At 71.6% G+C, this 26,966-nt stretch carries 28 protein-coding genes and 1 tRNA gene; 26 read left to right on the forward strand and 3 right to left on the reverse strand.

Annotation, left to right across the window (positions count from 1 at the left end):
- Entirely contained in the window at window positions 1-888 is an 888-nt protein-coding gene (locus MUB56_RS15370; RefSeq protein ID WP_244927892.1) for a copper transporter, read from the forward strand.
- A 53-nt stretch (window positions 889-941) separates the two neighbouring features.
- Window positions 942-2,681, forward strand: a complete 1,740-nt coding sequence (locus MUB56_RS15375; RefSeq protein WP_244927893.1) for a CTP synthase — start codon at window positions 942-944, stop codon at window positions 2,679-2,681.
- Between the two features lie 7 nt (window positions 2,682-2,688).
- On the opposite strand, the gene pepN is transcribed toward MUB56_RS15375, so the two are convergent.
- A complete protein-coding gene (gene pepN / locus MUB56_RS15380; RefSeq protein WP_244927894.1) occupies window positions 2,689-5,124 on the reverse strand; it encodes an aminopeptidase N in 2,436 nt (811 codons plus the stop codon).
- A gap of 24 nt (window positions 5,125-5,148) precedes the next feature.
- Here pepN and MUB56_RS15385 point away from each other — a divergent pair, with 24 nt between their 5' ends.
- From MUB56_RS15385 to MUB56_RS15490, 22 genes are all read left to right on the forward strand, one after another.
- Complete coding sequence (locus MUB56_RS15385; protein WP_244927895.1) at window positions 5,149-5,775, forward strand: NUDIX hydrolase; 627 nt, start codon at window positions 5,149-5,151, stop codon at window positions 5,773-5,775.
- Window positions 5,772-6,899, forward strand: a complete 1,128-nt coding sequence (gene ald / locus MUB56_RS15390) for an alanine dehydrogenase (RefSeq protein WP_244927896.1) — start codon at window positions 5,772-5,774, stop codon at window positions 6,897-6,899. Before MUB56_RS15385 ends, ald begins: the two co-directional genes overlap by 4 nt.
- Before the next feature lie 13 nt (window positions 6,900-6,912).
- Complete coding sequence (xerD, locus tag MUB56_RS15395; protein WP_244927897.1) at window positions 6,913-7,839, forward strand: site-specific tyrosine recombinase XerD; 927 nt, start codon at window positions 6,913-6,915, stop codon at window positions 7,837-7,839.
- A 194-nt stretch (window positions 7,840-8,033) separates the two neighbouring features.
- A complete protein-coding gene (locus MUB56_RS15400; protein WP_244927898.1) occupies window positions 8,034-10,622 on the forward strand; it encodes a DEAD/DEAH box helicase in 2,589 nt (862 codons plus the stop codon).
- 47 nt (window positions 10,623-10,669) lie between these two features.
- Window positions 10,670-10,957 (forward strand): GNAT family N-acetyltransferase, encoded by a 288-nt coding sequence (locus MUB56_RS15405; protein WP_244927899.1) that lies wholly within the window; start codon window positions 10,670-10,672, stop codon window positions 10,955-10,957.
- A 432-nt stretch (window positions 10,958-11,389) separates the two neighbouring features.
- Complete coding sequence (locus MUB56_RS15410; protein ID WP_244932420.1) at window positions 11,390-12,205, forward strand: ParA family protein; 816 nt, start codon at window positions 11,390-11,392, stop codon at window positions 12,203-12,205.
- Window positions 12,190-12,525 carry a hypothetical protein gene (locus MUB56_RS15415; RefSeq protein WP_244927900.1) on the forward strand — a complete coding sequence of 112 codons (336 nt, stop codon included), beginning with the start codon at window positions 12,190-12,192 and terminating at the stop codon, window positions 12,523-12,525. The genes MUB56_RS15410 and MUB56_RS15415 overlap by 16 nt, the downstream gene beginning before the upstream one ends.
- Window positions 12,522-13,373: a segregation/condensation protein A gene (locus MUB56_RS15420; RefSeq protein ID WP_244927901.1), complete on the forward strand. Its 852-nt coding sequence runs from the start codon at window positions 12,522-12,524 to the stop codon at window positions 13,371-13,373. The genes MUB56_RS15415 and MUB56_RS15420 overlap by 4 nt, the downstream gene beginning before the upstream one ends.
- Window positions 13,370-14,044, forward strand: a complete 675-nt coding sequence (gene scpB / locus MUB56_RS15425) for an SMC-Scp complex subunit ScpB (protein ID WP_244927902.1) — start codon at window positions 13,370-13,372, stop codon at window positions 14,042-14,044. The genes MUB56_RS15420 and scpB overlap by 4 nt, the downstream gene beginning before the upstream one ends.
- Complete coding sequence (locus MUB56_RS15430) at window positions 14,041-14,796, forward strand: pseudouridine synthase (protein ID WP_244927903.1); 756 nt, start codon at window positions 14,041-14,043, stop codon at window positions 14,794-14,796. The genes scpB and MUB56_RS15430 overlap by 4 nt, the downstream gene beginning before the upstream one ends.
- A 130-nt stretch (window positions 14,797-14,926) precedes the next feature.
- Window positions 14,927-15,730 (forward strand): AraC family transcriptional regulator, encoded by an 804-nt coding sequence (locus MUB56_RS15435; RefSeq protein ID WP_244927904.1) that lies wholly within the window; start codon window positions 14,927-14,929, stop codon window positions 15,728-15,730.
- A 4-nt stretch (window positions 15,731-15,734) separates the two neighbouring features.
- Complete coding sequence (locus tag MUB56_RS15440) at window positions 15,735-16,127, forward strand: VOC family protein (RefSeq protein ID WP_244927905.1); 393 nt, start codon at window positions 15,735-15,737, stop codon at window positions 16,125-16,127.
- A gap of 51 nt (window positions 16,128-16,178) precedes the next feature.
- Window positions 16,179-16,571, forward strand: a complete 393-nt coding sequence (gene aroH / locus MUB56_RS15445) for a chorismate mutase (protein WP_244927906.1) — start codon at window positions 16,179-16,181, stop codon at window positions 16,569-16,571.
- Window positions 16,564-17,625, forward strand: coding sequence for a prephenate dehydrogenase (locus MUB56_RS15450; protein ID WP_244927907.1), 1,062 nt, complete (start codon window positions 16,564-16,566; stop codon window positions 17,623-17,625). The genes aroH and MUB56_RS15450 overlap by 8 nt, the downstream gene beginning before the upstream one ends.
- An 11-nt stretch (window positions 17,626-17,636) precedes the next feature.
- Entirely contained in the window at window positions 17,637-18,329 is a 693-nt protein-coding gene (cmk, locus tag MUB56_RS15455) for a (d)CMP kinase (RefSeq protein WP_244927908.1), read from the forward strand.
- Window positions 18,326-19,078 (forward strand): lysophospholipid acyltransferase family protein, encoded by a 753-nt coding sequence (locus MUB56_RS15460; RefSeq protein ID WP_244927909.1) that lies wholly within the window; start codon window positions 18,326-18,328, stop codon window positions 19,076-19,078. The genes cmk and MUB56_RS15460 overlap by 4 nt, the downstream gene beginning before the upstream one ends.
- Window positions 19,075-20,448 carry a ribosome biogenesis GTPase Der gene (gene der / locus MUB56_RS15465; RefSeq protein ID WP_244927910.1) on the forward strand — a complete coding sequence of 458 codons (1,374 nt, stop codon included), beginning with the start codon at window positions 19,075-19,077 and terminating at the stop codon, window positions 20,446-20,448. Before MUB56_RS15460 ends, der begins: the two co-directional genes overlap by 4 nt.
- Before the next feature lie 48 nt (window positions 20,449-20,496).
- On the forward strand, window positions 20,497-21,039 hold the full coding sequence (locus MUB56_RS15470; RefSeq protein ID WP_244927911.1) for a DinB family protein: 543 nt from the start codon (window positions 20,497-20,499) through the stop codon (window positions 21,037-21,039).
- A 91-nt stretch (window positions 21,040-21,130) separates the two neighbouring features.
- Window positions 21,131-21,204 (forward strand) — tRNA-Pro (locus MUB56_RS15475).
- A gap of 218 nt (window positions 21,205-21,422) precedes the next feature.
- Window positions 21,423-21,644 carry a helix-turn-helix domain-containing protein gene (locus tag MUB56_RS15480; protein WP_244927912.1) on the forward strand — a complete coding sequence of 74 codons (222 nt, stop codon included), beginning with the start codon at window positions 21,423-21,425 and terminating at the stop codon, window positions 21,642-21,644.
- 6 nt (window positions 21,645-21,650) lie between these two features.
- A complete protein-coding gene (locus MUB56_RS15485; protein WP_244927913.1) occupies window positions 21,651-22,832 on the forward strand; it encodes a site-specific integrase in 1,182 nt (393 codons plus the stop codon).
- A gap of 469 nt (window positions 22,833-23,301) precedes the next feature.
- A complete protein-coding gene (locus tag MUB56_RS15490) occupies window positions 23,302-23,697 on the forward strand; it encodes a hypothetical protein (RefSeq protein ID WP_244927914.1) in 396 nt (131 codons plus the stop codon).
- Between the two features lie 234 nt (window positions 23,698-23,931).
- On the opposite strand, the gene MUB56_RS15495 is transcribed toward MUB56_RS15490, so the two are convergent.
- Window positions 23,932-24,462: a TetR family transcriptional regulator gene (locus tag MUB56_RS15495; protein WP_244927915.1), complete on the reverse strand. Its 531-nt coding sequence runs from the start codon at window positions 24,460-24,462 to the stop codon at window positions 23,932-23,934.
- Window positions 24,463-24,532: 70 nt separating this feature from the next.
- On the opposite strand from MUB56_RS15495, the gene MUB56_RS15500 reads away from it, so the two are divergent.
- Together MUB56_RS15500 and MUB56_RS15505 are read left to right on the forward strand one after the other, a co-directional pair.
- The gene (locus MUB56_RS15500) at window positions 24,533-25,576 is read left to right on the forward strand and encodes an aldo/keto reductase (RefSeq protein ID WP_244927916.1); all 1,044 of its coding nucleotides are present in this window, start codon (window positions 24,533-24,535) and stop codon (window positions 25,574-25,576) included.
- Between the two features lie 15 nt (window positions 25,577-25,591).
- Complete coding sequence (locus MUB56_RS15505; protein ID WP_244927917.1) at window positions 25,592-25,948, forward strand: VOC family protein; 357 nt, start codon at window positions 25,592-25,594, stop codon at window positions 25,946-25,948.
- Window positions 25,949-26,135: 187 nt separating this feature from the next.
- On the opposite strand, the gene MUB56_RS15510 is transcribed toward MUB56_RS15505, so the two are convergent.
- The gene (locus MUB56_RS15510) at window positions 26,136-26,714 is read right to left on the reverse strand and encodes a hypothetical protein (protein ID WP_244927918.1); all 579 of its coding nucleotides are present in this window, start codon (window positions 26,712-26,714) and stop codon (window positions 26,136-26,138) included.
- Window positions 26,715-26,966 lie beyond the last annotated feature (252 nt).

The raw sequence follows: 26,966 nt of genomic DNA on the forward strand, positions 1-26,966 counted from the left end.
GTGATCACCTACCGCCACCACATCGCCTCTCTCGTCGCTGTCTTCCTCGCCCTCGCCGTCGGGGTGGTGCTCGGGGGCGGTCCGCTCAGCGAGCTCGGTCGGGAGGAGGCCGGTGCGACGGCGCCCGCGTCCGAGCAGGAGCTGGCCGCGGCCTCCCGGGCAGCGGCGTTCGGCGACGACTTCGCAGCCAAGAGCGCGGCGACCCTCTACGCCGGCCGGTTGCGCGACCACCCGACGGCGGTGCTGACGATGCCCGGCGTCGACGAGGACGACGTGGCGGCACTGACCGCCCAGGTCGCGGCGGCCGGCGGCACCGTGGCCGGGAGGTACGACGTCCGCGAGTCCCTGCTCGACCCCGGGGAGCGCAGCCTGGTCGACTCGCTGGGCAGCCAGCTGATGACGCAGCTGCCGAAGGGCTCGATCGACCTCGAGGCGCCGACGTACGTCCGGGCCGGCCAGCTGCTGGGCGTCGCCGCGGCCACGACGGCCGAGGCGGGTGCCCCCGCGGATGCCGACACGACGGCGGTGCGCGAGAGCCTCGCGGCCGGGGAGCTGCTCACCACCGTGGACGACGGTGCCGCCAAGGCGCCGCTGGTGCTGGTGGTGCTCGGCGACGAGGTCGACCCCGACATCCTGTCCGGGCTGCTGTCCGGCCTGGTCAAGACGTCCGCGGGTGTGGTCGTCGCGGGCGACGGCGACACCGGCCGGCCGGGCGGGAGCCTCGCCCTGCTGCGCTCCGAGCCCGTCGGCGAGGAGCTCGCCAGCGTGGACGGGGCCGACACGGCCCTCGGCCAGGCGACCGTCGTGCTCGCCCTGATCCGGCAGCTGGCCGGCACCGGAGGAGCCTTCGGGGCGTCGGGCGCGGAGGGCGCCGTACCCCTGGCCTGACCGGGTCGGTCTCGCGGATCGGCGGGGCGCCAGGATCGCTCTCGGAGCGTCGGATGCGGCAGGTGCCGTCCTCTCGGATAGCATGGAGTTCCGTGAAGCCAGGCGCCCCCACCAAGCACATCTTCGTCACCGGAGGCGTTGCCTCCTCTCTCGGCAAGGGGCTCACGGCGTCCAGCCTGGGCCGCCTGCTGCGCTCGCGTGGTCTGAGGGTGACCATGCAGAAGCTAGACCCCTATCTGAACGTCGATCCCGGGACGATGAACCCGTTCCAGCACGGCGAGGTCTTCGTGACCAACGACGGGGCCGAGACCGATCTCGACATCGGTCACTACGAGCGGTTCCTGGACACCGACCTCAACCAGATCGCCAACGTCACCACGGGGCAGGTCTACTCCAGCGTGATCGCCAAGGAGCGCCGCGGCGACTACCTCGGTGACACGGTGCAGGTGATCCCGCACATCACCAACGAGATCAAGGAGCGGGTCCGCGCGATGGCCGGCGACGGCGACGAGCGCGTGGACGTCGTGATCACCGAGGTCGGCGGCACGGTCGGCGACATCGAGTCGCTGCCGTTCCTCGAGGCCGCGCGCCAGGTCCGCCACGACGTCGGTCGCGACAACTGCTTCTTCATCCACGTCTCGCTGGTGCCCTACATCGGCCCCTCGGGCGAGCTGAAGACCAAGCCCACCCAGCACTCGGTGGCCGCGCTGCGGCAGGTCGGCATCCAGCCCGACGCGATCGTGTGCCGCGCCGACCGGGAGCTGCCGGACAGCATCAAGAGCAAGATCGCGCTGATGTGCGACGTCGACACCGAGGCCGTGATCACCTGCGCGGACGCGCCGTCGATCTACGACATCCCGAAGGTGCTGCACCGCGAGGGCCTGGACGCCTACGTCGTACGCCGCCTCGACCTGCCGTTCCGCGACGTCGACTGGACGCTGTGGGACGACCTGCTGCGGCGCGTCCACCACCCCAAGGAGGAGGTCACGGTCGCGCTGGTCGGCAAGTACATCGACCTGCCCGACGCCTACCTCTCGGTCGGTGAGGCGCTGCGTGCCGGCGGCTTCGCCAACGAGGCCAAGGTCAACATCCGGTGGATCCCCTCCGACGACTGCGCCACCCACGAGGGTGCGCACCGCAACCTGCACGACGTCGACGCGGTCTGCGTGCCCGGTGGCTTCGGCATCCGCGGCCTGGAGGGCAAGCTCGGCGCGCTGACCTACGCCCGCCACAACAAGATCCCGACGCTGGGCCTGTGCCTGGGGCTGCAGTCGATGGTGATCGAGTACGCCCGCAGCGAGCTCGGCCTGACCCAGGCCGGCTCCACCGAGTTCGACCCGGAGACCCCGGAGCCGGTCATCGCCACGATGGCCGAGCAGGTCGCCATCGTCGACGGGGCCGGCGACCTCGGCGGCACGATGCGGCTGGGGCTCTACCCGGCCGTCCTCAAGGAGGGCTCGATCGTGCGGGCGACGTACGGCGCCGCGCGCATCGAGGAGAGGCACCGGCACCGCTACGAGGTCAACAACGCCTACCGCGAGCAGCTCGAGAAGGCCGGCCTGGTCTTCTCCGGAACCTCGCCCGACAACAACCTGGTCGAGTTCGTCGAGCTGCCGCGCGAGGTGCACCCCTACTACGTCTCGACGCAGGCGCACCCGGAGCTGCGCTCGCGCCCGACCCGTCCGCACCCGCTCTTCGCCGGCCTGGTCAAGGCGGCGATCGAGCGGCAGCGCGAGCTGCGGTTCCCGATCGACGAGAGCGGCCTGCGGCGCGAGCCGGACCCCGAGGACTGAGACCCGGTCAGGCCGATCGGGCTCGCAGCATCCGCGCGAGCCGGTCGGCCCCCATCAGCAGCATCGAGCGGACCGGGGCCGGCACGTCGTCGGCTGCGGCTGCCGCGCGGGCCCGCGCGAGGACGGCGTCGTCGCCCACCGGCGGGTAGGTCATCCGGACCAGCGACATGGTCGCGAGCAGGCCACCGGGCGGCAGCTCGGCGACCTGGTCGAACCAACGGTGCGCCCAGGGCAGCAGCAGCTCGGCCTGACCCGGTCGCCACAACCTGCCGGCCACCTCGCGGACCGGGCCGCCCGCGGGGACGCTGCGCTCGTCCAGCAGCGCGGTCCAGGCCTCGACCTTCGCGGCCCCGACCGGCTGGGAGGCCCGGACCGCGAGCGCCCGGAAGCGGGCCTCCGGGTCCGGGTCGCGCTCCAGCAGCGCCGCGACATCGTCGTCGACCGGCTCACCCAGCTCCGCCCGCCGGGCGAGCAGCCGCCAGGCGAGGTCGGTGTCGTCGGCCGCGGCGGCGTCCAGCAGGTCGCGGTACGCCGGACCCGCGGCACTGCCCGCCAGCGTCCGCAGAGCGGAGACGCGGAGGCCTGGCCGCTCGGCGATCCGGGCCGCCACGTCGGCGAGCCGCGCCTGCTGCGCCGGCTGGTCGGCGGGCGGGAGCCAGCGCTCGACCAGGGCGAAGGTGCGGTCGAGGAACGGCTCGACGACCGAGGGCGAGTCCTCGCGCTCGAGGACGTCGAGCAGGCAGCCGGCGACCTCGCGAGCGGGTGCCTCGCCCTGGACGAGCAGGTCCCACGCGGCACCGACGGCCACGGCCCGGGCGAGCGCGTCCGGAAGCGCCCCGGCCGACGCGAGCAGGTTCCGGGTGGAGGCCGGGTCGGTGCGCGTCGCCGCATAGGTCAGGTCGCCGTCGTTGAGCAGCAGCAGGTCGGCGGCGGGCACCTCGACCGGCACCCGCTCGCCGGTGAGCTCCACGGGGACCGTGGCGAACCGCTCGAGCCGGTCGCCGGCCCAGCGGAAGCACCCGACGTCGACCCGGTGCGGCCGCGGCCGGCCGCCGTCGGGCGCGGTGCCCACCAGCGCGCCGTCGACCAGGGTGAGGGTGTCGGCACCGGCGCGGTCCAGCCAGTCGACGGTCCAGGCGTCCAGGTCACGCCCCGAGGCCTCGGCCACCGCGGCGACGAGATCGGCGAGCCGGGTGTTGCCCCAGGCGTGCCGGTCGAAGTAGGACTGCAGGCCCCGGGTGAAGGCCGGCTCGCCGACGTACTCCACAAGCTGGCGGAGCACCGCCTGGCCCTTGTAGTAGGTGATGCCGTCGAAGTTCGCCATCGCGTGGGCGACGTCCGGCACCTCGCTTCGGATGGCATGCGTCGCCGGGGTCATGTCCTCGTCGTAGGCGACCAGCTTCTCCGAGACCAGGAACGTCGCCCAGGCGTCGGAGAACTCCGTCGCGTCCGCCATCGCCCAGGTCGAGGCGAACGACGCGAAGGCCTCGTTGAGCCACAGGTCGTCCCACCAGCGCATCGTGACCAGGTCGCCGAACCACATGTGGGCCATCTCGTGCAGCACGAACGCCGCGACCCAGTAGCGGTCGTCGGGAGTCGGCTCCGAGCGCGGGAGGATGCCGTCGCCGTAGGTGACGCAGCCCCAGTTCTCCATCGCGCCGCCGAGGTTGGGCACGAAGACCTGGTCGTAGCGGGCCTGGGGGAACGGCGAGCCGAACCGGTCGCCGAAGAACGCGAGCCCCTGGGCGGTGATGGTGAACAGGTCCGCCGCGTCGCGCTCCAGCACCGGCCGGATCGACTGCCGGCAGTAGAGGCCGAGGTCGTAGCCGTCGCGCTGCTCCCGGATCTCGTGGAACGGCCCGGCGTCCACGACCACGACGTACGTCGACAGCGGCGGCGTGTCGGCGAACCGCCAGGTGCGGGCGCCGTCGTCGGTGCCGACGACCGAGTCGGGTGCGCTGCAGCTGGTGACCGTCCAGGACTCCGGCGCGTGGACGGTGAAGGCGTGCGGCGCCTTGAGGTCGGGCTGGTCGAAGCAGGCCCACAGGCGCCGCGCCTCGTCGGGCTCGAAGGAGGTCCACACGTAGACGAGGCCGTCGGTGTCGACGGTGCGCAGGATGCCCTGCCCGCTGGCCGTGTCGGGCTGGTCCATCGCGACGACCAGCACGTTCTGCGCCGCCAGGTCGGTCAGCGGGATCCGGCCCTCGGCGATCGTGGCCGGGTCGAGCGCGACCCCGTTCAGGGTGGCGCTGCGGACCTCGCCGACGGCGTCGACGAAGGTGCTCGCGCCGGGCCCGTGGCACTCGAAGGTGATCGTGGAGACCGAGGAGCACCGCTCCCCGTCGAGCAGGCCCCGTAGGTCCACCTCGAGGTCGTAGCGGTCGACGGTCAGGAGCGCGGCACGCTCCTCGGCCTCGGTGCGGGTCAGGCTGCGCTCGGTCACGCGCGCCACGGTAGCGTCCAGAACATGGCTGAGGAGCGCCCCGAGCTGCGCGACGTACCCGTGACCTGGCCGGTGGTCGAGAGCACCGACCTGCACCGCGACGGTTGGGTGATGGCGCTGCGCGCGGACTCGGTCCGTCGTACGCCGGAGGAGGAGCCGTTCACCCGGCTGGTCCTCGAGCACCCGGGCGCGGCCATCGTGCTGGCGCTCGACGAGCAGGAGCGGGTCTTCTGCCTGTGGCAGTACCGCCACCCCGCCGGGCGCCGTTTCGTGGAGCTGCCCGCCGGGCTGCTGGACGGGCACGCCGACGAGGAGCCGCTCGGGGTGGCCCGCCGCGAGCTGCGCGAGGAGGCACTGCTGGAGGCCGACGACTGGGTGCACCTCACCTCGGTGTGGCCCTCCCCGGGGATCCTGCAGGAGGTCCAGCACCTGTTCCTGGCCCGCGGACTGCGGGCAGTGGACCGCGGCGAGTTCGTGCTCCGGCACGAGGAGGCCGACATGGACACCGGCTGGGTGCCGTTCGAGGAACTGGTCGAGGCCGTCCTGGCGGGTCGGGTCGCCGACGCCCCGCTCGTGACGGCGATACTGATCGCGCAGGCGCGCGGGCTCGCAGGCGCCGGTCGTTCGACGAACAGAGGAGACGCGCGATGAAGATCGGCATCCCGAGGGAAGTCAAGAACCACGAGTACCGGGTCGCGATCACGCCCATCGGGGTGCACGAGCTGGTGGCGCACGGCCATGAGGTGTTCGTCCAGGCCGGTGCCGGTGTCGGCTCCTCCATCGGCGACGAGGAGTACGTCGCGGCCGGCGCGACGATCATCGGCGACGCCGACGAGACCTGGGGCGCCGCGGACCTGGTGCTGAAGGTCAAGGAGCCGGTCGCCGAGGAGTACCACCGGCTGCGCGAGGGGCTGCTGCTCTTCACCTACCTGCACCTGGCCGCCGACAAGCCCTTGACCGAGGAGCTGCTGGCCAAGAAGGTCACCGCCATCGCCTACGAGACGGTGCAGCTGCCCTCGGGCGGGCTGCCGCTGCTGTACCCGATGTCGGAGGTCGCCGGCTGCCTCGCCCCCCAGGTCGGGGCGTACTCGATGCTGAAGGCCCAGGGCGGTCGGGGTGTGCTGATGGGCGGGGTCGGTGGGGTCGCGAACGCCAAGGTCGTGATCATCGGCGCCGGGGTGTCCGGTCAGAACGCCGCGAACATCGCGCTCGGGATGGGCGCCGACGTGACCCTGCTCGACACCGATCTGGACAAGCTGCGGATGTCGTTCTGGCGCTACAACAACCAGGTCCACGGCCTGGCCTCGTCGCGGCTGGCGATCGAGCAGCACGTGACCGAGGCCGACATGGTGATCGGTGCGGTGCTGATCCCGGGTGCGGCGGCGCCGAAGCTGGTCTCCAACGACCTGGTCGCGGCGATGAAGCCGGGCTCGGTGCTGGTCGACATCGCCGTCGACCAGGGCGGCTGCTTCGAGGACACGCATCCCACGACGCACGCGGAGCCGACGTACCAGGTGCACGACTCGACGTTCTACTGCGTGGCCAACATGCCCGGGGCGGTGCCGAACACCTCGACGTACGCCCTGACCAACGCGACGCTGCCGTACGCCGTCGCGCTGGCCGACCAGGGCTGGGCCGCGGCGTGCGCCGCCGACGGTGCTCTCGCGCTGGGGCTGAACACGCACGCCGGGCAGCTGACCAACGACCCGGTCGGCGAGGCGGTCGGCATCCACGCCACCGATCTCGACTCGGTCGTGGCGGGGGCCCTTGCCTGACGTGGCGAGAGCCGTGCGCACCTACCTCGACCACCTCACGGTCGAGCGGGGGCTGGCGGCCAACACGCTCTCGTCGTACCGGCGCGACCTGCGGCGCTACCTGGAGTACCTCGACCAGGTCGGCATCGAGGAGCTCTCGGCGATCTCCGAGGCGACCGTGTCCTCGTTCCTGGTCCGGTTGCGGGAGGGCGACGCCGACCATCCGCCGCTGAGCTCGACCTCGGCCGCCCGGACGGTGGTGGCGGTGCGCGGGTTCCACAAGTTCGCGGTCGCCGACGGGCTCGCCGAGGTCGACCCGGCCGGCGCGGTGAAGCCGCCGACCCCGGCCAAGCGGCTGCCGAAGGCGCTGCCGCTCTCCGACGTCGAGGCGATCCTGGAGGCCGCGGGCTCGCCCGGTACGACGTTGGCGCTGCGGGACCGCGCGCTGCTGGAGATGCTGTACGGCACCGGCGCCCGGATCTCGGAGGCGGTGGGGCTGGACGTCGACGACCTGGACGTGGGCCGCACCGACGCCGACGTCGGCACCGTGCTGCTGCGCGGCAAGGGCAGCAAGGAGCGGATCGTGCCGGTCGGCTCGTACGCGCGGGAGGCCGTCGACGCCTACCTGGTCCGCGGGCGGCCCGAGCTGGTCGCGGCCTCGACGGGCGCGACCACCGGTGGCGCGCTCTTCCTGAACGCCCGGGGCGGCCGGCTCTCGCGCCAGTCCGCCTGGGCGGTGCTGCAGCGGGCCGCCGACCGGGCCGGCGTGACCCGTGACGTCTCGCCGCACACCCTGCGGCACTCCTTCGCCACGCACCTGCTCGACGGCGGCGCCGACGTACGCGTCGTCCAGGAGCTGCTCGGGCACGCCTCGGTCACCACCACGCAGGTCTACACGCTGGTCACGGTCGACAGCCTGCGCGAGGTCTTCGCGACCGCGCACCCGCGTGCGCGAGGATGAACGCCCTTCGCACGAGCGTGGCACGAGCTCGGGCGAAGCACGGGCGTCAGGTCGAGTAGCCGCGCGAGCGACGAAGGAGCTCGCGACCGGCGTATCGAGACCCACGACGAGGTGGTCTCGATACGCCCGGCCCGGCTTCGTTCCTCAGCCGGGCCGGGCTACTCGACCAACGATGGCCGGGGGAGGATGAGCACGTGACCGACCTCCTCGACGAGATCTACGCGGCTGCTGCCGACCGCGGCCTGGAGCTCTACCCCCACCAGGAGGAGGCGGTGCTGGCGCTGCTGTCGGGGGAGAACGTCGTCCTCGCGACGCCGACCGGCTCCGGCAAGTCGCTGGTGGCCGAGGCCGCGCACCGGGCCGCGCTGGCCGACGACCGGGTGTCGTTCTACACCGCGCCGATCAAGGCGCTGGTGAGCGAGAAGTTCTTCGCGCTCTGCGAGATCTTCGGCGCCGCCGACGTCGGGATGCTGACCGGCGACGGTGCCGTGAACCCGGACGCCCCGATCATCTGCTGCACCGCGGAGGTGCTCGCCAACATCGCGCTGCGCGAGGGGGTGCGCGCCGACGTGGGCCTGGTCGTGATGGACGAGTTCCACTTCTACGCGGAGCCCGACCGCGGCTGGGCCTGGCAGGTGCCGCTGCTGGAGCTGCCGCAGGCCCAGTTCCTGCTGATGTCCGCCACCCTCGGCGACGTCACCGACCTGGCCGCCGACCTGACCGTCCGCAACGGCCGCGAGACCACGGTGGTCGACCAGGCCGAGCGGCCGGTGCCGCTCTCGTTCACCTGGTCGCTGGAGCCGCTGCCCGACCGGCTGGAGGAGCTGGTGACCACCGGTCAGGCGCCGGTGTACGTCGTGCACTTCACCCAGGCCGCGGCCGTCGAGCACGCGACCGGCCTGGCCACGGTGAAGTGGATCAAGAAGCCCGACCTCGGCGACCGGCTCGACGAGGTCCGCTTCGGCGCCGGCTTCGGCAAGACGCTGTCGAAGCTGCTGCGGAAGGGGATCGGCGTCCACCACGCGGGGATGCTGCCGCGCTACCGACGGCTGGTGGAGCAGCTCGCGCAGCAGGGGCTGCTCTCGGTCATCTGCGGCACCGACACCCTCGGGGTCGGCATCAACGTGCCGATCCGCACGGTGCTGTTCACCGGGCTGGCGAAGTTCGACGGCAACCGGCAGCGGGTGCTGCGCTCGCGGGAGTTCCTGCAGATCGCCGGCCGGGCCGGTCGGGCCGGCTTCGACACCGCCGGGTACGTCGTCGTCCAGGCGCCCGAGCACATCATCGAGAACGAGAAGGCCAAGGCGAAGGCCGACGCCAAGAACGCCGCCATGAGCGTCGAGAAGCAGGCCAAGCGCAAGAGCAAGGCCCAGCTGAGGAAGGCACCCGAGGGCACGGTCGTATGGACCGAGCAGACCTTCGACAAGCTGGTCGCCGGTGCCCCCGAGCCGCTGGTCTCGCGGATGCGGGTCGACAACTCGATGCTGCTCAACGTCGTGGCCCGCGAGGAGGATGCGTTCCCGGTGCTGCGCCGGTTGCTCAACGACAACCACTCCGAGCGCCGTGAGCAGCTCCGGCTCTCGCGACGGGCCCTGCGGCTGGCCCGCTCGCTGGTGCACTCGGGGGTGCTGACCCGGCTGGCGGAGCCCGACGAGTTCGGCCGGCGCTACGTGCTGACCGTCGACCTGCCCGTCGACTTCGCGCTCAACCAGCCGCTGGCGCACTTCGCGCTCGCCGCGCTCGACGTACTCGACCCCGAGGCGGAGGAGCACACCCTCGACATCGTCTCCGTGATCGAGGCGGTCCTCGAGGCGCCGCGGCAGATTCTGATGGCCCAGCAGTGGGCCGCACGCGGTGAGGCCGTCAACGAGCTGAAGGCCGACGGCGTCGAGTACGACGAGCGGATGGCGCTGCTGGAGCAGATCACCTGGCCGCAGCCGCTCGCCGAGCTGCTGGGCGCGACCTACGAGATCTACCGCACCCGGCACCCGTGGCTGCCGGAGAACGCGCTGTCGCCGAAGTCGGTCGTGCGGGAGATGTACGAGCAGGGGATGTCGTTCACCGACTTCGTCTCGCGCTACCAGCTCGCGCGCTCCGAGGGGCTGGTGCTGCGCTATCTCACCGACGCCTACCGCACCCTGCGCCAGACCGTCCCCGAGGCGCACCGCACCCCCGCGCTGGAGGAGCTGGGGGAGTGGCTGGGCGAGACGATCCGTCAGACAGACTCCTCGCTGCTCGACGAGTGGGAGGCGCTCACCGACCCGGCGGCCGCGCTGGCCCGACGCGGTGGCGAGCTCGCCCACCACGAGCCACCGCCGCCGCCGCGGCCGCTGTCGAAGCAGGAGCGTCCCTTCAAGGTGATGGTGCGCAACGCGATGTGGCGGCGCGTCGAGCTGGTCGCCCGCGACGACCTGACCGGGCTGATGGCGCTCGAGCGCGCCGCCGCCGACCGCACCGACCCGCCGCGGGCGGTCGTGATGACCCGCTCGGCCTGGGACGCGGCGATCGAGGAGTACTACGCCGAGCACGACCAGGTCCTCACCGACGGTGACGCCCGGGGACCCAAGCTGCTGCAGGTCGAGCCGGCGACCGGCACGCCGGCCGGCGTGGACGATCCGGACGACGCCGACGGGCCGCTCGCCGTACGCCTGTGGCGGCTGCGGCAGACCCTGCACGACCCCGAGGGCCACCACGACTGGGTGATCGACGCGATCGCCGACCTGGACGCCACCGACGAGGCCGGCGAGCTGGTGCTGGCCACGACCGCGTTCCACCGGCTGTAGGTCCGGGTGCAGATCCGACTGTCGGGCCGGGTGGATAGGGTCGGTCCATGAGCCAGGTGGAGACGACGCACAACCCGGGGGAGTCGCGCTACGAGGCACACCTGGACGGGGAGCTGGCGGGGTTCGCGGAGTACGTCCTCGACGACGACGCCATCGTGTTCACCCACACCGAGGTCGACGACCGGTTCGAGGGCCAGGGCGTCGGGTCGGCACTCGCGCGCTTCGCGCTCGACGACGTACGACGAGACGGCACGCGGGCGGTGGTGCCGCGCTGCCCGTTCATCCGGCGCTGGATCGACAAGCACCCGGAGTACGCCGACCTGGTCCGGGCGTGACAACGTTCTCCACAGATTGATCCACAGGCACCCCACTGCCTGTGCACCTGACCGGGGAAAAGTGCACAGGCAGCCCGTCCGGCCGGTGCACTCGCAGCCAGTGGAGGCACCCGGGTTGTGAGCCGTCGGACCCCGGTCCTAGGCTCGCGCGGAAGCCGCCCCCGTGTCGTCGTGTCGACAATTCCCCGGGGTGCCGGCGAGGCAGACTGGGCTCACCACGGCGGTGGTCCGACGAGCGAGGGAGCGGGTCGCATGGGAGACAGGCAGATGTTCTCCGGAGCGTCCGGCAGCGAAGCCGCGCAGATGCCGCCACTGGTGCGTTCGCCCGCACCACCCACCCGCCACATCGGAGATGAGCCCACCTTGACCGACCCCCTGCCGTTTGAGCGCCCCGAGGCGGCTGACGTGAAGCTCGGCCCGACGGGACGCCCGATGCCGGTGCTCCCCGAGCCGCGCCGGCTCACCGAGCACGGCAACGCTCGGGTGATGTCGATGTGCAACCAGAAGGGCGGCGTCGGCAAGACCACCACGACGATCAACCTGGGCGCCGCGCTGGCCGAGCTGGGCCGCAAGGTGCTGCTGGTCGACTTCGACCCGCAGGGCTCGCTGTCGGTCGGCCTGGGCCTGAACCCGCACGAGATGGACCTCTCGATCTACAACCTGCTCATGGAGCGCGACGTCGACGTCCACGACGTCATCGTGCCGACGGGCGTGGCCGGCATGGACCTGCTGCCGTCCAACATCGACCTCTCGGCCGCCGAGGTGCAGCTGGTCCACGAGGTCGCCCGCGAGCAGACCCTGCAGCGGGTGCTCGCCCCCGCGATCGCCGAGTACGACATCATCCTCATCGACTGCCAGCCCTCGCTCGGGCTGCTGACCGTCAACGCGCTCACTGCCTCCGACGGCGTGATCGTGCCCCTGGAGTGCGAGTACTTCGCGCTGCGCGGCGTCGCGCTGCTGAAGACCACCATCGACAAGGTCCGCGAGCGGCTCAACCCGCGCCTGGAGATCGACGGCGTCCTCGGCACCATGTTCGACGGGCGCACCCTGCACAGCCGCGAGGTGATGGACCGCCTCGTCCAGGCGTGGGGCGACACCGTCTTCCACACCGTGATCCGACGCACCGTGAAGTTCTCCGACTCGACCGTCGCGGGCGAGCCGATCACGTCGTACGCCTCGACCTCGGGCGGGGCCGAGTCGTACCGCCAGCTGGCCAAGGAGGTGCTCGCGCGGTGCCCCGACGCGTGAGTCTCCCGACCGCTGACGACCTGTTCCGCCCCACCGCCGAGGTCGAGCAGCCCAAGTCGGTGCGCGCGGTGCCCGACGAACCCGAGCCGGCGGATCGCCGCAAGCCGAGCGGCCGGGTCCGCCACGACGAGAAGATGACCGTCTACGTCACCTCCGACGAGCTGCTCGTGATCGAGCACGCCCGGCTGGCGCTGCGCAGCGGCCAGGGCCTGGCGGTCGACCGCGGCCGGCTGGTGCGTGAGGCGATCTCGCTGGTGCTCGCCGACTACGAGGAGAACGGCGACGACAGTGCGCTGGTGCGGCGGCTGACCGACGGATGAGTGCCGAAGCGACGGAGCCGACTCCCGGCTTCGAGCTGCACCTCGAGAACTTCGAGGGTCCCTTCGACCTGCTGCTGAGCCTGATCTCCAAGCACAAGCTGGACATCACCGAGGTCGCGCTCTCGAAGGTCACCGACGAGTTCATCGCCCACGTCAAGGCCGGCGGGAGCGTCTGGGACCTGGAGCAGACCACGTCGTTCCTGCTGGTCGCGTCCACCCTGCTCGACCTGAAGGCCGCCCGGCTGCTGCCGCAGGGCGACGTCGAGGACGAGGAGGACCTCGCGCTGCTGGAGGCGCGGGACCTGCTGTTCGCACGTCTGATGCAGTACAAGGCGTTCAAGCTGGTGGCCGGCGTCCTCGCGACCCGGCTCGCGGGGGAGTCGCGGCGACACCCGCGTGCCGTCGGGCTGGAGGACCGGTTCGCCACGCTGCTCCCCGAGGTGCTGATCGGCATCGGGCTGGAGCAGTTCGCGGCGATCGCGGCCAAGGCGCTGGAGCCCAAGCCGGTCCTCGAGGTGAGCCTGCACCACATCCACGCCGCCAAGGTCAGCGTCCGCGAGCAGGCCGGCATCATCGTCGACCGGCTGCGCCGCACCGGCACCATGACGTTCCGGGCCCTGTGCGGCGACTCGCCCGACACCCTCACGACCGTGGCCCGGTTCCTCTCGCTGCTCGAGCTGTTCCGCGAGGGCGTGGTCTCCTTCGACCAGGTCACCCCGCTCGGCGAGCTGACCGTGCGCTGGACCGGCTCCGACGACGTCGAGGCCGAGGACCTGGTGACCGACGAGTTCGAGGGCGCACCGCCCGAGGCCGCCGTACCCGATGCTCCACAGGAGGAGGCACCGTGACCGACCCGACCGAGAACGACGAGCGGCTCGCCGTACCGGTGACCCAGCTGCGCCCGTCGCTGGAGGCGGTGCTGATGGTCGCCGACCAGCCACTCGACGTGGCCAGCCTCGCGACCGCCGTCGGCTACCCCGTCGATGCGGTCATGGAGGCGCTGCTGGCGCTGGCGAGCGAGTACGACGAGCAGGGCCGCGGCTTCGAGCTGCGCAACGTGGCCGGGGGCTGGCGCTACTACACCCGCGAGGAGTACGCCGTCGTCGTCGAGGGCTTCGTCCTGGAGGGTCAGCAGGCGCGGCTCACCCAGGCCGCGCTGGAGACGCTCGCCGTGGTCGCCTACAAGCAGCCGATCTCGCGGGCGCGGGTCTCGGCGATCCGCGGCGTGAACGTCGACGGCGTGATGCGTACGCTGCTGACCCGGGGCCTGGTCGAGGAGGCCGGCCAGGACGCCGAGACCGGCGCGAACCTCTACCGCACCACCCGCTACTTCCTCGAGCGGATCGGCGTCACCTCGATCGATGAGCTGCCCGAGCTGGCGCCGTACCTGCCCGACATGGACGACCTCGAGGACGAGCTGGCCGAGCTGGCCGCGTCCCCGGAGCCGGTCGAAGAGCACCACCCCTCACCCCACAGCGGCCAGGGCACCGAGCCCGACGGCGGAACGGAAATTTCATGAGCAGCGGCAGCGTCGAGACCGACGACGACGGCCTGATCCGCCTGCAGAAGCTGCTGGCGATGTCCAACGTCGCCTCGCGCCGCAAGTGCGAGGAGCTGATGCTGGAGGGACAGGTCGAGGTCGACGGCGAGATCATCACCCGGCTCGGGACCAAGGTCGACCCGCGCACCGCGGTGATCCGGGTCTCCGGCAAGCGGCTGCCCCCGGTCTCGGAGAAGGTCTACCTGGCGGTCAACAAGCCCCGGGGCGTGGTCTCGACGATGTCGGACCCCGAGGGGCGCCGGACGCTCCAGGACCTGGTCGAGGATCGGCCCGAGCGGCTCTTCCACGTCGGCCGGCTCGACACCGACACGGCGGGCCTGATCATCCTCACCAACGACGGCGACTTCGCCCAGCGGCTGGCGCACCCGTCGTACGAGGTCGACAAGACGTACGTCGCCGAGGTCGAGGGCGAGGTGTACCGCCGAACGCTCAAGCAGCTGCTCGAGGGCGTGACGCTCGACGACGGCCCGGTGACGGTGAGCCGGGTCCGGATGATCGAGGCCGGCAAGGAGAAGTCGATCGTCGAGCTGGTCATCCACGAGGGCCGCAACCGGATCGTGCGCCGGCTGATGGAGCACCTCGGGTTCCCCGTGCGCCGGCTCACTCGCACCCAGATCGGTCCCGTCGTGCTGAAGGGGCTGTTGTCGGGTGAGGTGCGCGAGCTGACGCTGGACGAGCTCGGGGAGTTGCTGGACAGCGCGAAGCTGTAGGCGCTGTCGCGCGATTTTGCTGCCGTTTGGTCACCAACCGCAGCTCTGAGTCCGCAGCGATGCGGTTGGTGACCAAACGGCAGGTCCGGCAGCCCACCCGGACCCGGCCCCGCAGCGCTAGCGTGGCGGCATGGCCGTGCCCGCAGCGCTCGCGCCGTACGTCTCCTCCCTGGTGGCGTACGACGTCGACCTGGGCGGGCCCGGGGTGCACCGGGGACTGCCCTCGACCTCGCTGACCTTCGTGCTGCCGGTCGACGCGCCGCTGGAGGTGTCCTGGGCGGGCCGTCCGGCCAGCCGCACGACGGGCTGGTCGAGCGTGTCCGGGCTGCACGCGGCGCCGGCGCAGATCCACCACGACGGCACCCAGCGCGGCGTACAGCTGGCACTCACCCCCGCCGGGGCTCGGGCCCTGCTCGGCCTGCCCGCGGCCGCGCTCGCGGGAGAGCTGCTCGAGCTGGGTGAGCTGGCTGACCTGTCACCGGGCCTGCGGCACCTCCCGGAACGGCTGGCGGGGGAGCCGGACCGGTCCCGCTGGGCGGCTCTCGTCGAGCGCGAGCTGCTGCGGGCAGTCGTCCGCAACGGGGAGCCGCACCCGCCGGCCGCGGTCGGCCGGGCGCTGGCCCGACTGACCCGCGGTGCCCGGGTCCAGGAGGTGGCCGAGGAGGTCGGCTACAGCCGTCGCCACCTGGCGACCCTGGTGCGGGCGGAGTGCGGGCTCACGCCGAAGGCGCTGCAGCGGGTGGCCCGGTTCGAGCGCTCCCGCGGGCTGGTGGGCCGTCGTCCGCTCGCCGAGGTCGCGACCCGGTGCGGGTACGCCGACCAGGCCCACCTCACCCGCGAGTGGACCGCGCTCGCGGGGTGCCCGCCGACGACCTGGCTGCGCGAGGAGTTCCCGTTCCTTCAAGACCTCGACCCGGCCGATCCACCACGCTGAGCCCATGAGCACAGCAGCAGAGGTCCGTCTCTGGCACACCATGTCCTTCCGCGACGCCGACGCGATGATCGCCTGGCTCGCGGCGATCGGGTTCACCGAGCACGCGACGTACCGCGACGAGTCCGACCCCGGCGTCGTCGTGCACGCCGAGTGGCTGTGGCCGGGTGGCGGCGGGATCATGTTCGGTTCGCGGCGCCCCGACGCGGCGGTCGACAACGTCGGCGGCTCCGCGGCGTACCTCGTCACCGACGACCCGGACGCCGTCTTCGGCCGGGCCGTCGCCGCCGGCGCGACGGTGCTGCGCGCGATGGTCGACCAGTCGTACGGCGGTCGCGGCGGCAGCGTCGCCGACCCCGAGGGTAACCACTGGTCGTTCGGCGACTACCAGCCCGGGTAGTCTCCCACCGTCCTCCGGCGCGGTGCCGGAGGCGGACCAGGAGGAACTGACGTGGCGGTGCGGGCGATCCGGGGAGCGACCCAGCTCGACGAGGACGTGCGCGACCACCTGCTCGACCGGGTCGCGGAGATGGTCACCGACGTGATGACGTCCAACGGGCTCGAGATCGACGACTTCATCTCGGTGGTCTTCACGGCGACCTCGGACCTGCACTCGGAGTTCCCGGCGTACGCCGCCCGCCAGCTCGGCTTCGGCGAGGTGCCGCTGATCTGCGCCCGCGAGCTCGAGATCGCCGGCTCCATGCCGCGCGTGGTCCGGATGATGGCGCACGTGGAGACCGACCTCCCGCGGGCCGACATCACGCACGTCTACCTGCACGGCGCGGCTGCGCTGCGCTCCGACCTGACCCGGACCCGGTCGGTCCCCGACCAGTCCGGTGAGTGAGCTCCGGGGCCCCGTCGAGATCATCGGGACCGGCCTGCTCGGGACCTCGATCGGCCTGGCCTGCCGACGCGCCGGCCTGGAGGTGCTCCTCACCGACGCCTCTCCCGAACACGTCCGGACCGCGTCCGGCCTGGGCGCCGGCCGTCCCGTCCGGGACGGGGACCGGCCGCAGCTCGTCGTGGTCGCCGTACCCCCGGACCACCTCGGCACCGTGATCACCGCCTCCCTGAGGGCGAGCGACGCGGTCGTGACCGACGTGGGCTCGGTGAAGTCCGGCCCGGCTGCCGCGGTCGCGGGGGAGCCGCGCGCCCACCGGTACGTCGGCAGCCACCCGATGGCGGGCAGCGAGCGGTCCGGCCCGCTGGCCGGCTCCGCCTCGCTCTTCGACGGCCGGCCGTGGGCGATCACGCCGCACGCCGGCTCCGACCCCGACGCGGTCGAGCTGGTCGAGGAGCTCGTCCGGCTCTGCGGTGCGGTGCCGGTCTGGCTGACGCCCGAGGAGCACGACCGGGCGGTGGCGCGCACCTCCCACGTGCCGCACCTGCTCGCGAGCCTGGCGGCGGCGCGGCTGGCCGACGGCCCCGAGAACCACCTGGCGCTGTCCGGCCAGGGGGTGCGCGATGTCACCCGGGTGGCGGCCGGCGACCCGCGGCTCTACGGCCAGATCGTCAGCGCGAACGCCGCCGCCGTCCTGACCCTGCTGGGCGAGGTCCGTGCCGAGCTCGACCAGGTCATCGACGCCGTGGGGCGGGGCGACCGGGGGGCACTGCAGGGCTTCCTGGAGCAGGCGGTCGCCGGCACGCGGGCCATCCCGGGCAAGCACGGCGGTCCGACCCGGCCGATGCGCTCGGTCTGGGTCTCGGTCCCCGACCACCCGGGCGAGCTGGCCCGGTTGCTGGCCGACTCGGTCGCCAGCGAGGTCAACATCGAGGACATCCGCATCGACCACGACCCGGGTCGCCCGGTCGGCCTGGTGGAGCTGGTGGTGGAGGAGCGGCGTGCCGAGCACCTGCTCTCGTCCCTCGAGTCCCGTGGGTGGGTCACGCACCGGTAGGCTGCGGGCCCGTGAGCACCCCCTCCGGACCTCCCCGCACCGGCCTGGTCATCGCGATCGACGGTCCGTCGGGCTCGGGCAAGTCCAGCACCTCGCGCGGCGTCGCGGCCCGGCTGGGGCTGCGCTACCTCGACACCGGGGCCATGTTCCGGGCCGTCACCTGGTGGATGCTCCGGGCGGGCGTCGACGTCCACGACCCGGCGGCGGTCGCGGCCCGGGTCCCGGAGCTCGCGCTCAAGTCCGGCACCGACCCCCTCGCCCCCACGATCGAGGTCGCCGGTGAGGACGTCGCGGTCGCCATCCGCTCCGAGGCGGTCAACGCGGCGGTCTCGCCGGTCAGCGCGGTGCCGGAGGTCCGGGCCTGGCTGCTCGACCTGCAGCGCGCGGTGATCGCCGAGGAGGCCGCGCTGGGCGGGATCGTGGTCGAGGGGCGCGACATCGGCTCGGTCGTCGCCCCCGACGCCCAGGTCAAGGTCTACCTCACCGCCGACCCGGCTGCCCGGGCCCGGCGGCGAGCGGCCGAGGAGGGCGGCTCGGACGTATCCGCGACCGAGCAGTCCCTGCTCGCCCGCGACGCGATCGACTCCGGTCGGGCGACCGCACCCCTCGTGATGGCCGACGGCGCAGCTCATCTGGACACGACGCACCACACGCTCGACGAGGTGATCGACCAGGTCGCTGCGCTCGTGGACAGGGTCGCGTGAGCGAGCACACGGCGCTGCCGCGAAGCGACCGCACCCGCTTCCCCTGGCGCTTCCTGCTGCACGGGCTGCGTCCGGTGTCCTCCTGGCTGCTGCGCCGGCGGTACGTCGTCCGCGTCCAGGGCACCGAGCTCGCCCCGGCCGAGGGCCCGGTGCTGTTCGCAGCCAACCACGTGGGGATCCTGGACGGCCCACTGCTGGCGGTCTTCGCGCCTCGCCCGGTGCACGTGTTCACCAAGGACGAGATGTTCCGCGGGGCGCTCGGCCGCTTCCTGGTCCTCTCGGGTCAGATCCCTCTCGACCGGTTCCGCACCGACATGCGCGCCGTGCGTCAGATGATGCGGGTGCTGCGCGACGGCGCGGCCGGCGGCATCTTCCCCGAGGGGGCCCGAGGCAACGGCGAACTGGACCGCTTCCACCGCGGTACGGCGTACTTCGCGCTCGCGACCGGGGCGTCCGTCGTACCCGTGGTGATGTTCGGCACCAGGGAGCCGGGCGGCAGGAGTGGCTCATTGCCCCTCAAGGGTGCGACCATCGATATCGTCTTCGGCGCGCCGTACACCGTCCCCGTGGTGCAGTGGCCGCGGACGAAGGAACAAGTCGAGCACACCTCGATGTTGCTGAGGGAGCACCTGTTGGTGCACCTCGACCATGCCAAGGCGCTGACCGGCCGTGAACTGCCGGGCGAGCTGCCGCTCGGCGATCTCGACCCCGACCCCGATACCGGGGTCACCGACCAAGGAGCACCATGACCGCCGGACCCGACCTGCCCATCGACGACTCGTCCGCGGACGAGCCGCTGGGGCCGGTGCCCGTCCTCGCTGTCGTGGGACGCCCCAACGTCGGCAAGTCGACGCTGGTCAACCGGATCATCGGTCGCCGCGAGGCCGTCGTCGAGGACGTCCCGGGCGTGACCCGCGACCGGGTCTCGTACGACGCCAACTGGAACGGCCGCGCCTTCACGGTCGTCGACACCGGCGGCTGGGACCCCGACGCCCGCGGCCTGGCGCACATGATCTCGACGCAGGCCGAGCTCGCGGTGTCGCTGGCCGACGCCGTGCTGTTCGTGGTCGACGCGACGGTCGGCATCACCGACAACGACGCGGCCGTCGTCCGGATCCTGCGCAAGTCGGGCAAGCCGGTCGTGCTGGCCGCGAACAAGGTCGACGACCAGCGCACCGAGGCCGAGGCCTACGGGCTGTGGAACCTCGGGCTCGGCGAGCCGTACGCCGTCTCCGCGCTGCACGGCCGCGGATCGGGCGACATGCTCGACGCCATCCTGGCCGCGCTGCCGGAGACGCCGCCGGAGACCATCGGCGAGCAGGTCGGCGGCCCGCGCCGGATCGCGATCGTCGGGCGGCCCAACGTCGGCAAGTCCTCGCTGCTCAACCGGCTGGCGGGGGAGAACCGGGTGGTGGTCGACGACGCCGCCGGCACCACCGTCGACCCGGTCGACGAGCTGATCGAGCTGGGCGGCAAGACCTGGCGGTTCATCGACACCGCCGGCATCCGCAAACGGGTCAAGACCGCCTCCGGCCACGAGTACTACGCCTCGCTGCGCACCGCGACCGCCATCGATCGGGCCGAGGTCGCCGTCCTGGTCGTCGACGGCGGCGAGTCGCTGTCCGAGCAGGACATGCGGATCATCCAGACCGTCCGCGACGCGGGCCGGGCGCTGGTCATCGCGTTCAACAAGTGGGACCTGGTCGACGAGGAGCGTCGCTACTACCTCGAGCGCGAGGTCGAGCGCGACCTGGTGCAGGTGCAGTGGGCCCCGCGCATCAACATCACCGCCCGCACCGGCTGGCACGTCGACCGGCTGGTCCCGGCGCTGGACAAGGCGCTGGCCGGCTGGGAGACCCGGGTCAGCACCGGAACGCTCAACAACTTCCTGGGCCGCCTGGTCGCCGAGCACCCGCACCCGGTGCGCAGCGGCAAGCAGCCCAAGGTGCTCTTCGGCACCCAGGCGTCGACGGCGCCGCCGATGTTCATCCTGTTCACCAGCGGCCGGCTGGACGCGTCGTACGAGCGGTTCATCGAGCGCCGGCTGCGCGAGGAGTTCGGCTTCGTCGGCACGCCGATCGTGCTGCAGCAGCGGCCGCGGGAGAAGCGCAAGCGCTGATCTGAATTGAGGTCAGGACCTGACCGGTTGGCTTCGTAGCCTGTTCTCATGACCCCCGACCAGATCCTGACCTCCGAGCGCGCCGACCTCCTCGACGCCCTGCACAAGCACCGCGAGCTGTTCCGCTTCACCGTCCAGGACCTCGGCGACGACCTGGCCGCCTCCCGCCCGACGGTCAGCGAACTCTGCCTCGGTGGGCTGGTCAAGCACGTCACCGCCACGGAGCGCCAGTGGTGCGACTTCATCACCGACGGTCCGGTCGACCAGCCCGACGTCGACTGGGCGAACATCGACTGGAGCAACCCTCCGGCGGAGGTGATCGCCTACCAGAACGGCTTCCGGATGGTCGAGGGCGAGACGCTCGCCGACCTGCTGGCGTCGTACGACGAGGCCGCCGTGGACACCGACACCCTGCTCGCGCACGTCGACCTCGACGCCCGTCAGCCGCTTCCCGAGGCGCCGTGGAACCTGCCCGGCGCCACCTGGTCGGCCCGCCGGGTGTTCGTCCACCTCGTCGCCGAGACCGCCCAGCAGGCCGGCCACGCCGACATCCTGCGCGAGACGATCGACGGCCAGAAGTCGATGGGCTGACCCGTCGTCCGAAACCGCGGGTCGATTCCATCTCCCGGGCGGCCCTGCGGTAGTGTTCACGCGGCTTGTGGTGCAGGTTGCCACGGCCGTTCGGGCTGTAGCGCAGCTTGGTAGCGCACTTGACTGGGGGTCAAGGGGTCGCAGGTTCAAATCCTGTCAGCCCGACCGAACGCAGGAGGCCAGAGATGGCCGCTGACCTGCGGATTCAGGCCCGGAGATCCACGGATCTCCGGGCCTGAGAGGTCTCTGGGATTTGAACCGGTGTCCACAAACTCACCACTTACCCCTCCGAACGGGGTCTCGGCGATCAAATCCGCCCGCCGGCTGCGGGCCGATGACGGCTGGTCCCGGGGGCCACGGAGTCGCCCGCACACCTGAGGTCCATGGAGACCTCACTGCGCGCCGTACCCGGCCTGGAGCCGATGCTGAGCATCGACGAGCTCAGCGCGTACCTCGACGTCCCGGTGCGGACGCTCTACGACTGGCGGCTGACGGGACGCGGGCCACGCGCCGTGCACGTCGGGCGTGCGCTGCGGTACCTGGTCTGCGACGTGCGTGCCTGGGTCGAGGCCCAGCGCGAGGAGCCACCGGGGGAGCCGGAGTGATCGGCCATGGGTAGGCCGCGCACGCCGATCGGGACCTTCGGCCAGATCTCGTTCTCCCGGGCCGGCCGGAAGGTCCGCGCCCGAACCCGCTACCGCGACGACGACGGCCGGATCCGCCGGGTCCAGGCGTCCGGCGCCACCGAGGCCGACGCTGTACGCCGGCTGAAGGCCGCCCTCGCACAGCGGGAGAGCAGGCGCAGCTATGGCGAACTCTCCCCGGACAGCTCGTTCACCACCCTGGTGAAGGTCTGGCTGGAGGACCTCGACCTGGACGGCGAGCTGGCGCGCAGCACCCGAGACCTGTACGAGCGCGACATGCGCACCATCGTGCTGCCCGCCTTCGAACACCTCCTGCTCCGCGAGATCACGGTCAGCCGGGTGGACCGGTTCCTGCGCCACATGGCGGCCAACCGCAGCTATGCGATGGCCAAGCACGCCCGCACGGTGCTGAGCCTGGCTCTGGGCCTCGCGGTCCGCTACGACGCGCTGGCCCGGAACCCGGTCCGCGAGACCAAGCGGCTCCGCAAACCGCCGACGAAGGTGAAGGCGCTGTCGGTGGCCGACATCGCCGCCGTACGCGCGGCGGTCCGCGCCTGGCGCCGCGACGACGGCCTGCCCGGCCCGCGACCGGACGGGCAGCTGGAGCAGATCGTCGAGGTCATGCTGGGCAGCTCGGCCCGCATCGGCGAGGTCCTCGCGCTGCGCAAGTGCGACGTCGACGTCACCCGTACGCCGGCCCGGGTACGGATCTGCGGCACGATCGTCTCCCCGAAGGGCGTCGCGACCTATCGCCAGGCCCACCCCAAGACGTCCTCCTCGGTGCGCACGGTCGCAGTGCCCAGCTTCGCCGCCGAGGCACTGCGCCACCGGCTGGTCGCGGTCGCGGGCGAGCCCGAGGACGCGCTGATCTTCGCGAGCCGCAACGGCACCCCGCTGACCACCAACAACGTTCGTCGCCGTCTGCGAGCGGCCCTGGCCGACGGCCAGGTCGACGGGGTCACCCCGCACGCGTTCCGCCGAACGGTGGCGACCGTGCTCAGCCGCGACGGCTCCACCGAGCTCGCGGCCGAGATGCTGGGGCACTCCTCGGTCGAGATCACCAAGGCCCACTACATCGAGGTCGACGACCTCGTGGACCCCGCCACCGCGGACCTGCTGGAGTCCCTGGCGCCTCAGGCAGACGAGTGAGTGGTCACCGGTGCCGGACAATGTCCGGCACCGTAGTCACCCTCAGCCTGGCACCGGTCCCGCACCGGGTGCGGATCCGTAGCCGCCGGCTGTGCGCCCGGCGCACAGCCGCGTGCTCCGCCGATGAGAGTTCGGCCCGAGTCTGATCGTCATGGTGTGGTCCCGAGGCGCGCGTGATGTTGGAGCGAGGCGGCGACGCCCTACGGCGTCGCGGTCGCCCGATTCCAGGATGCGCCGGATCGTCGAACTTGGCTAGTGCTCAATCCCTGTCACCCGCCTCATCTCCCAGGTACCCCTCCGGCACCAACCCGCCTTCCCACCACAAGGCCACGCCCCGATCCAGCCCTCCACCTGTCGCCGTCGCGCCCTCATCCGTCCGTCGCGTTCCCCCACTTCCAATTTCGTCACACGGTTTGCACCTCGAGGGCCGCTGCGTGGGCCAGCGGGGGTGCGCGCGCACCTCTTCGACATGGACGACTCGACCGCGACCTGCAAGCTGTGCGGGAACCCGCTCCCGCCCAGGAAGGGCAGGGGCCGGCCACGGATCTACTGCAGCGACAGCTGCCGCAACCTGGCCTACGCCGAGCACATCGAGGAACGCTACGAGCGACACCCGGCCGAACCGCCCCTGGCAGTCCCCGGCAGCCTCCTCGACCGCTGGGCCGCCGAGGGCGCGTCGTTCGACGAGATCGTTCAGGACCCGCACCTCCTGGGTCGCTTCATGGACGACCTCCTGTGCCGCATCGCGGTCGACCACATCCTCGAGAATCCCGACTACCAGCACGCGGTGAACCAGCTCGGCGTCACGTTCTTCATGATCGGGCGCATGGGCAACGGCTCCTTCCAACTGCCCATCGTCAGCTGAGCGGTCGAAACCGCATTGTCGTCGAACGGCCAACGGCAGTAGCGGTGGGCGATCGCGCCACGCAAGATGTGCGGCTGACCGAAGCAGGCAGGCACAACTGGCTGCCGAGCGGGCCGCAGCGTCGGGGAGGCGCGACCCAGTAGCGGGGGAAAGACGCGGCTCAGTTGCGGACGATTCGGGGTAGATCGGGTCTTTGGACGCGCTGGAACAAGGAGTTGCGTGCGACGGGTCGACCTACTGCTCCAGGAGGGCCGTGGTGAAAGGTGAGGGGTCGAGGTCGCCTCGAACGGCGAGCTGCTGGCTGTAGCCGACACAGACCGCGACGAAGGCCTCGGCAATCCTCGCGGCATCATCGTCGGTTCGGTCGCCCAGCAGCCTGGCGACGGCGGACCGCAGGCCGGCGAGCTGCTGGTCGACGATGGCCGCGAGCGGTGGGGAGAGTGCCGCCTCGGCGTAGATCTGGGCGACCAGCCTGGCGTGGTCGTGCTCGCGGGCCCTGGTCCGGACCCGCTCCAGCATGCCGTGGATGGCTTCGGCGGTGAGTTCGGTCGGGAACCCATCGTTGGACGACTGCTCGCAGATGGCGGTGACGATCTCGTCCTTGCTCGAGAAGTACCGGTAGATCGCCCCGGTCGAGAGCCCGGACGCGGCGACCAGGTCGGCCATGGACGTCCGGGCGAAGCCGTGGCTGGCGAAGCGGGCGCGGGCGGCGTCCACGATCTGCTGTCGTCGGGCGTCGAGGTGCGCCTGGGTGACCTTCGGCATAAAATAGAACGACCCTTCGTTTTAAATGTATGTTCGTGACTCTACCCGTCGCCAACAGCCAGGAGCTCCCATGCGCTACCAGACCTTCGGAGCACGTACTGGCCTCCGGGTCTCCGAGTACGTCCTCGGCACCGCCAACTTCGGCTCCGCAGACACCAGCGCCGGACTGGAGGGATCCCGCCAGATCTTCGAGGCGTACGTCGCGGCCGGCGGCACCACGTTCGACGTCTCGAACATCTACCAGGGCGGCGAGGCCGAGACCGTCCTCGGCGGACTGCTCGACCAGCAGCGCGACGACTTCGTGGTCATCACCAAGTACAGCGGGACCCGGGACGCCCAGCCCCGGCCGGGCACGACCGGCAACAGCCGCAAGACCATGGTCCGGTCCCTGGAGCAGAGCCTGCGCCGACTCGGCACCGACTACGTCGACGTCTTCATGCCCCACTTCCCCGACGGCACCACCCCCGTCGCGGAGATCCTGGCCGGCTTCGACGACCTGATCCGCGCCGGCAAGATCCTGCACGGCGGACTGTCGAACTTCCCGGCCTGGCGCGTGGCGAGCGCCGCCACCCGGGCCGACCTGCGCGGCCTCGCACCGCTGATCGGCATCCAGACCGAATACAGCCTGGCCGAGCGGTCCGCCGAACGGGAGCTGCTGCCGATGGCCCAGGCCCACGGCCTGGGGGCCGTTCTCTACTCACCGCTCGCAGGCGGGCTGCTGACCGGCAAGTACCGCCACGGCGAGCCGGGCCGGCTCAGCGCCCGCGGCCCCGGCCTTGAGGGCGACGCCCAGCGGACCCTGGTGCTCGACGCCGTACTGGCCGTCGCCGACGACCTCGGGACCAGCCCGGTCCAGGTATCCCTGGCCTGGCTGCGCCGCCGCGCCTCCCTGACGTCCACCTCGATGATCCCGATCGTCGGCCCCCGGACCCCGGCGCACCTCGAGACCTACCTCCGGGCCCTCGACCTCGAGCTCGGCGAGGAGCACTACCAGCGCCTCGACCAGGTCAGCGCGGTCCGCCTCGGCACCCCGCACGAGGACGTCGCGGCCGCCCTCAGCCACGGCTTCGACGGCGACCGCAGCCTGCTCGACACCCACGCCCTCGCCATCTGAGACACCAGGAGAACCATGCCCGTCGCCCGCATCGCCTCGATCAACCTCGAGTGCTCCGACCCCGCCGTCCTGGCCGCCTTCTGGGCCTCCCTCCTGGGCGGCGAGGTCGTGGTCGAGACACCCGACTTCTGCGCCCTCAGGGTCGACTCGTTCTACCTGGGCGCCGTCCGCGTCGAGGACTACCGGCCGCCCACCTGGCCGTCCGCCGAACGATCGCAGCAGCTCCACCTCGATCTCGCCGTCGCGAGCCTCGACGACGCTGAGGAGGAAGCGCTACGGCTCGGCGCGACCAAGGAGATCGAGCAGCCGAGCCCGGACCGGTCCCGGGTCCTCCGCGATCCAGCCGGCCACCCGTTCTGCCTGCGGGCTTAGCCCGAGATCCGGGTAGCCGGGAGGGTCATCGGCCGCAGAAGAGTGCTCTTCGACCCCGCGCCGACAGGCGGGGGAAGGACGCACACCCGCTTCGGGTCGTGGTCAGTGAGAGGCCAGCGAGATTGCTGAAGGTTGGCTTGTCACTTTTCCGTGCAACGGTCCCGCTGGAGGCTACACGCGCTGCGGGCTAGACAACGTGGCAGCCGCCGAGTTCGATGCCTAGGTCGCCACCGTCCTGAAAGTCGCCGCCGACTGTGACCTTCTGGCCGACCTTGAGCTTGGCCACGTCCTCTGCCGACTGGCCGTCGCAGTTGATGGTCGTGAACGCGTACTCGTAGTCCGGCCCGGAGACTTGGATGACGTACCGGTCGTCGTGGAGGAGTTCGGTGTCGACCTTGCTTACGAAGCCTGTGACCTCGAGCAACTGGTGGTCGCCGTACTTGAGATCGGCCGCCGCCTCGTTATCTTCGAACTCCTGGAGAATCTTGGCGGCGGTGACTTTGATGACCTTCTCCGCTTCCGGCTCCTTGGTGGGCTCCGCCTTGGTGGGCTCCGGCTCCTTGGTGGGCTCCGCCTTGGTGGGCTCCGGCTCCTTGGTGGGCTCCGACTCCGCTGACGGCGTGGAGTCGTCGGATGCAGTGTCGACGTCGCCGTCGTCGCCGCCACTGCCAGCGGCACTCGCGATCATGATGATCAAAACGAAGGCAAGCACACCGGTCAGAATCTTGTGGCGCAGGAACCAGTTCTTCTTCTCGGTGGACCCCACAGGACTTGCGGTCGCGCCGAGGGGTGTGGCAGGAGACGGTCCGGCTGGGGCGGTCGGCGCGGTGTGTTCTGTCCACTGCGCCCCATCCCAGTAACGCTGCTGACCGGGATTCTGAGAATCCGGGTACCAGCCTGGCGGCGTTGTATTACTCATGTGCATTCCCCGTGTCCGAGAAGCACCCGAACCTTGGCGTGGGTGCTTCGTGTGTGTCCCAGGGAACCTACACAGCACGTGCTCGGTACGTCGCAGAAC

It is taken from the genome of Nocardioides sp. W7 (genome assembly GCF_022919075.1).
Taxonomy (GTDB): domain Bacteria; phylum Actinomycetota; class Actinomycetes; order Propionibacteriales; family Nocardioidaceae; genus Nocardioides.

What these genes read in the sequence shown, in the direction of transcription:
- MUB56_RS15505 (WP_244927917.1), top strand. Translation starts at nt 25,592, where the DNA reads ATGCCCGTCGCCCGCATCGCCTCGATCAACCTCGAGTGCTCCGACCCC.
- der (WP_244927910.1), top strand. Translation starts at nt 19,075, where the DNA reads ATGACCGCCGGACCCGACCTGCCCATCGACGACTCGTCCGCGGACGAG.
- MUB56_RS15490 (WP_244927914.1), top strand. Translation starts at nt 23,302, where the DNA reads ATGGACGACTCGACCGCGACCTGCAAGCTGTGCGGGAACCCGCTCCCG.
- MUB56_RS15470 (WP_244927911.1), top strand. Translation starts at nt 20,497, where the DNA reads ATGACCCCCGACCAGATCCTGACCTCCGAGCGCGCCGACCTCCTCGAC.
- MUB56_RS15500 (WP_244927916.1), top strand. Translation starts at nt 24,533, where the DNA reads ATGCGCTACCAGACCTTCGGAGCACGTACTGGCCTCCGGGTCTCCGAG.
- MUB56_RS15440 (WP_244927905.1), top strand. Translation starts at nt 15,735, where the DNA reads ATGAGCACAGCAGCAGAGGTCCGTCTCTGGCACACCATGTCCTTCCGC.
- MUB56_RS15385 (WP_244927895.1), top strand. Translation starts at nt 5,149, where the DNA reads ATGGCTGAGGAGCGCCCCGAGCTGCGCGACGTACCCGTGACCTGGCCG.
- MUB56_RS15480 (WP_244927912.1), top strand. Translation starts at nt 21,423, where the DNA reads ATGGAGACCTCACTGCGCGCCGTACCCGGCCTGGAGCCGATGCTGAGC.
- MUB56_RS15430 (WP_244927903.1), top strand. Translation starts at nt 14,041, where the DNA reads ATGAGCAGCGGCAGCGTCGAGACCGACGACGACGGCCTGATCCGCCTG.
- MUB56_RS15435 (WP_244927904.1), top strand. Translation starts at nt 14,927, where the DNA reads ATGGCCGTGCCCGCAGCGCTCGCGCCGTACGTCTCCTCCCTGGTGGCG.
- ald (WP_244927896.1), top strand. Translation starts at nt 5,772, where the DNA reads ATGAAGATCGGCATCCCGAGGGAAGTCAAGAACCACGAGTACCGGGTC.
- MUB56_RS15405 (WP_244927899.1), top strand. Translation starts at nt 10,670, where the DNA reads ATGAGCCAGGTGGAGACGACGCACAACCCGGGGGAGTCGCGCTACGAG.
- MUB56_RS15420 (WP_244927901.1), top strand. Translation starts at nt 12,522, where the DNA reads ATGAGTGCCGAAGCGACGGAGCCGACTCCCGGCTTCGAGCTGCACCTC.
- MUB56_RS15375 (WP_244927893.1), top strand. Translation starts at nt 942, where the DNA reads ATGCGGCAGGTGCCGTCCTCTCGGATAGCATGGAGTTCCGTGAAGCCA.
- MUB56_RS15495 (WP_244927915.1), bottom strand. Translation starts at nt 24,462, where the DNA reads ATGCCGAAGGTCACCCAGGCGCACCTCGACGCCCGACGACAGCAGATC.
- MUB56_RS15485 (WP_244927913.1), top strand. Translation starts at nt 21,651, where the DNA reads ATGGGTAGGCCGCGCACGCCGATCGGGACCTTCGGCCAGATCTCGTTC.
- MUB56_RS15410 (WP_244932420.1), top strand. Translation starts at nt 11,390, where the DNA reads ATGCCGGTGCTCCCCGAGCCGCGCCGGCTCACCGAGCACGGCAACGCT.